Here is a 5,030-nt window from a genome sequence, read left to right on the forward strand (position 1 = left end):
TCTTTTTTATAATTAAAATTAATATCTTTTAACTGGATACTATTCACAGGCCATTGCCAGTTCACAATTTGTTTTAATGTTTCAGGCGCAACCTGACCATTCATAGCTTTTACAATTACTTTTTTACCCACGCCATAGCCCATTACCCCAGATAATTGGGTATTTCCACTATGGATATCTACATCAGCAGCGAACCGTAATAAAAACAGGTCAAGAGGTCTAGTTTTCCAATGAATCGAGCCTCTCAAAGTACCACGCCGCCAATCTGCTTGGCCTTGCCAGATATTTCCACTTACATTGTGTAGAGTTTGATTATTCTTTGAAAATTTAGAAATTAGCCACGTCGCCGGGATCTGTAAAATAATAAAAATTAAAAATGCAATGAGTGCAAATAACCACCACTTCCATTGCTTAGACTTTTTCTTCATTCAGCCTTACCAACATGCAAATTATCGTCCTTATTTTGAGAGTAGCTCCCTAGTCTGACATTATGCATACTTTTTCAACATCGCCAATTCACTTCATATAAAAAAACCAAGCAATCGGGCTTGGCTTCGGTATTAAGACTATAAGTTGAACGTATGACAAAATCATGAAAACCTAGTGCTAAAAGAACTAAATGCAAATTTGATCTCAACAATCTATTTAAAGATGAATTTAAACACCCAATTTCTTAAATAATTTTCAAAACACACTTTAGTTATTTTATGCATAAAAAAACCAGGCAAATCTGCCTGGCTTTTTAAATCGGCAATACGATTAGATTAAGAAATCTTCAAGTTTTGCGCCTTTTTCAATTTCAGCAACTAACCAACGTGGTTGTTTACCACGGCCAGTCCAAGTCTCTTCAGAATTGTTTTTGTTGCGGTAACGTGGCTCAACAGATTTACGTGTTGTTTTCTTACGTTTTTGAGCACCAAACTCAAGAAGTTGTTCAACACTAAAACCTACATTTTCAGCGATCTCGATAATTTGATTATAAGCATCTTCGATTGCTTGATCTTTTTTACTTGCAATTAAAGCTTCCGCTTCTTCTTGTAAGCGTTTTAACTCTTCAACAGATAATTCACTGATATCCGGTTTCATTAATAAATACTCCAGTCTTACAGACAATTCAAAATAATACAGACAAAATTTAAAAACATAAAATCAAGACCAATATTATTTATAATCTATTCAATAAGCAATAGTTTGAAAGCCGTGTTCATCAGAATAACTAAAAAAATTACCTTTTAATTACATTATCAATTATAAATGAAATATATTTTATTAATATTTATTTAAGATAAATGTATTAAGTCATGCCCAAAAGATTTTTCTAGCTCAATAATTTTTTGTTTTATTTCCTGAGGTATTTCACATTTTCGTTCTGTTAATTTATCTACGCAGACCATAACCGCTTCACCAGTAGCCACGATTTGTTGTTGTGTCTCGCTCCATAATATATAAGCCATACGGAATGCACTATTACGGAGCTCTTCCACGCGAACACCGACTTTCAATACATCTGGATAAAAAACTGGCTTTAAATATTTACACTGACTTGAGGCTACAACGGTATATAATTGTGGCGTTAATATATTTATAGCTTCCATATATAAAATACGTGAGCTTTCAATATATCGATAATATTGTACATTATTGACATGACCGAAAGCATCCATATCTCCCCATGCGACTTTCTGTTCATATATTATCGGATAGACAGACAGTTCTTTCATTTTCGCCTCATATTTTAAATTTTAAAAAATTCGCATCATTTTCAAAGATTAGGTTTAACTGTTTGATTAATACTTCATCTTCATTAAGCGTAGACTTAATACGTAAATAGCTCATTAAAATATTATCTGGATATAATGATAATAATGTTTCAGCTTCTGCTTGACGTCCAGTTGCCATATAGACATGCCATTTTGCAAAGGTTAAAACAGGCAAATTCATATATTGATTTTCAAACTCGATAATTTTTTCTTCGACATCTGCATAGTCTGGGACTTGTTTAAGCAGTTGTTGCTGAAACCACAGATAAAACACTTCTGGATCGAACTGTTCTTTTAATAAGTGTAGTGTTAAGGCTGCGTGCTGCATGCTCATATCAGGCATACGCGCCAATAGTTTGAGCCATAACAACTTACTGCTATAAGGTCGAGTTTGAATTTCAGACTCTAAATCTAGATAACGTTGTTGCAAAGCATGCAGATCATCAATAGAAGCTTCATCAAACTGCTGAAGGAGTTGCTGTAACCATAAATCACGGTGCTCAGCATCTAGCAAACCATACTTCATTGACCGTAAATACACCCATGGGTGTTGCAGCGCCAATTGCCCCCATAACGCTGTTAATCGTTGCTGGTAGGCTGTTTCTATTTCCTCGAGCCAAGGCGATAACTGATGCTGGTATAAAAACTCAAGATGAGTTAATGCACGTTCAGCTTCGTTTTGGGCTAAAAAGATTTCGATTCGTTCTAATTCTGCCAATTCAAATGCCATAGGCGGTGATTGATCTAAAGCAGCCAATGCTTTTGGATAGTCCCCACTTAAAACCAGGAATTTGGCATCAATAATATTTTTTAAAAGCGCGGACTGAGTAAAAACACGTTCAATAAATACACGTTGATCTTCGGCGGCCTCTAATAACCAGACAATACCTAATTGTTCATAGGGATGAAGGTTTTTAAACTGGAAGATGTTTTCACTTTTCCTCTGCTCGCGAGAGGAATAACGTTTAACCCAAAGCCATATAAGTTGAGCAATAAAACTCATGACCACAAAAGCAAGGGTTAATCCCCAGACATTTGTTTGCAACTGCAGTTGTCGCCAGTAGATGTAGACATACCCCATTCCATAGCCATAACTCAATAAAGCTAAAGCGGCAAAGAGTATTAAACTAATTACGAAATAAACCGACAGGAGGTGTTTCATATCTCCTCCTTATGAGCCAATTAGACCAAGTGTAGATAATTTAGGAACAGGCACTATCGATAAATGTGCCACTTTAGCAATACGTTTTTTTAACTGTTGACTCGTTGCATCAGGCATTTCATCTAGCTTTTGCATCACAGATTGCAACTCGTTTTGGTACTCTGTCATTTTGCCTTGATTAAGTGCCTGTTCAGCAATTAATAGTCTTAATTGCACTTCTTTGAGTACCACACTTCGATTCATTAAATTAATAGACGGCGTTTCTACTTTTTCTATGCGGAACCATTTTTTCCACCAAGACACAGACTCGGATTGATCCATCTCAAGCTTAGGCTGAGCTAAAGCTTGCTGAATATTTTTATCAATCGTCTGTAATAAATCGTCGATCAATTGATGGCGCTGATTTTGGGCCAAACTGAATTGTTGAACTGCTTGCTTATCCTGCTCAAGCGATTGATTCAAGCTATGTTGCAATGCAGGTGCAATTTCATAGTGTGCAAGGGATTGCTGCAACTGATTTAATTGATCAACTGCATAAATCAATTGCTGCTGATCAATTGCAAATTGAATTAAATCTAACTTTTGTTTAATTAAAACTGTAGGAGCAATACCTGCTGGTGGAGCATCCGGATGAGCTACTGAACTTACTTTATTACCAGTATTTACAGGTTGATTCTGTAGTTGTCGCTGTAAAGCAACCAATTGATCATTTAGATTGGCATAGTGCTGTTCTGATTGAAGCAGACTTTGCTTAAGCTCGGGAACAGTACGAGAAATTTGCCACATATCGTAACTGAGCTTAGCCAACCAAGCCATGCCCAGTAAAATGATGATAGAAACAAGTTTTCTCATACGAATCCTTATAATGCCTGAATGTGATGAATCATCCCCGAAGGCGATAAATTTTCAAGTTGAATAATGTGAAAATGAGCCTGTTGTTGATCGCGACATTCTTTAACAATTTGAAAAAGACGTGGTCCTAAAACCAAATATACACAATCAGGTTGTGCATTATTTTTTAAACAAAGCTCTAACCAATATTTCCAGCTGGCCTCACTGGTAATTAAGACCAGCCATTTGTGTAAATTATAATTTGAATTCTGTGTCAGATGTTTGAATGTAGAATATGAGGTTTCTGGGCATTGCCGATGATATAAAACGAAATTTAAAATCTGAATGCCTTGCTGCTGCAAAGTTTCCATCATAAATTGACGGCCACCCTCTCCTCGCCAGAAAGCGACACTACCGTCCTGCTTCATATTATGAAGAATCGGTAGGTTTAACATTCCCTCAGAAGTTTCCACATCTGGAATATGTACGTCAACGGCATATTCATGAAGGCGATTAGCAGTAGCCTGCCCGACCGCAATCCACTGAATATGTTTTAAGTTATCTAGCTTTAAACCACTTTGTATTAAGTACTGCATACCTACATCAACAGCAGTTGGGCTGACCACAACAATAGCTTGTGCTTTGACTAATTGTTGGTAAAGCTGAAGTAAGTGTTCGGAAAAGGGTTTAGCAACGAGTTCTAAAAGAGGTAAAGACTCAACCTGATAACCTTCATTTTGCAAAGCATCTGTTAATTCAGCTGCACGAGAATCAGGTCGAGTATTAATAAAAAACATGGTTTAGTAAAGAGCCTTTAATAGCTCGCCCGCACCTTGATCAAGTAAGTTTCGAGCAAGGTTTTCACCCAGTTGATGAGCATTGCTAGCGTCATCTGTCAGTTCAGCACGTAATAATGTTTGCCCATCAGGACTTCCGACACGACCTTCAATATGGATTTGTCCATTTTGTAGTGTGGCATAACCTGCAATTGGAACCTGACAACCACCTTCAAGATAGGCATTAAAAGCACGCTCAGCACGAACACAAACATCTGTTTCTTCGTGCAATAGTGGTTGAATTAAAGCTAATACATCTTGGTCAGCTGCACGGCATTCCAAGCCCAATGCACCTTGACCCACCGCAGGCAAACTAATGTCTGGTGTTAAACAATGACGAATGCGTTCTGACAATCCTAAACGCTTCAAACCAGCGCTAGCTAAAATAATAGCGTCATATTGACCATCATCTAGCTTCGCTAAACGTGTACCAACATTTCC

General features: G+C 37.1%; 7 protein-coding genes. All 7 read right to left on the minus strand.

What is annotated here, in order from left to right:
* Positions 1-428 (minus strand): type II secretion system protein N (gene gspN, locus UC75_RS22245; protein WP_228137466.1); only part of this gene is annotated, 428 nt, incomplete at its 3' end.
* A gap of 331 nt (positions 429-759) precedes the next feature.
* Positions 760-1,086: an H-NS family nucleoid-associated regulatory protein gene (locus tag UC75_RS17015; RefSeq protein WP_002053185.1), complete on the minus strand. Its 327-nt coding sequence runs from the start codon at positions 1,084-1,086 to the stop codon at positions 760-762.
* A 194-nt stretch (positions 1,087-1,280) separates the two neighbouring features.
* Positions 1,281-1,721 carry an acyl-CoA thioesterase gene (locus UC75_RS17020; protein ID WP_049838265.1) on the minus strand — a complete coding sequence of 147 codons (441 nt, stop codon included), beginning with the start codon at positions 1,719-1,721 and terminating at the stop codon, positions 1,281-1,283.
* A gap of 7 nt (positions 1,722-1,728) precedes the next feature.
* Positions 1,729-2,922, minus strand: a complete 1,194-nt coding sequence (locus tag UC75_RS17025; RefSeq protein ID WP_049838266.1) for a hypothetical protein — start codon at positions 2,920-2,922, stop codon at positions 1,729-1,731.
* Positions 2,923-2,931: 9 nt separating this feature from the next.
* Positions 2,932-3,774 (minus strand): hypothetical protein, encoded by an 843-nt coding sequence (locus UC75_RS17030; protein ID WP_049838267.1) that lies wholly within the window; start codon positions 3,772-3,774, stop codon positions 2,932-2,934.
* An 8-nt stretch (positions 3,775-3,782) separates the two neighbouring features.
* Positions 3,783-4,550, minus strand: coding sequence for a uroporphyrinogen-III synthase (locus tag UC75_RS17035; protein ID WP_049838268.1), 768 nt, complete (start codon positions 4,548-4,550; stop codon positions 3,783-3,785).
* 3 nt (positions 4,551-4,553) lie between these two features.
* The coding region (locus tag UC75_RS22250; protein WP_416202226.1) for a hydroxymethylbilane synthase at positions 4,554-5,030 on the minus strand (477 nt) is incomplete at its 5' end.

It is taken from the genome of Acinetobacter sp. V2, assembly GCF_001188385.1.
GTDB classification, from domain to species: Bacteria; Pseudomonadota; Gammaproteobacteria; order Pseudomonadales; family Moraxellaceae; genus Acinetobacter; species Acinetobacter oleivorans.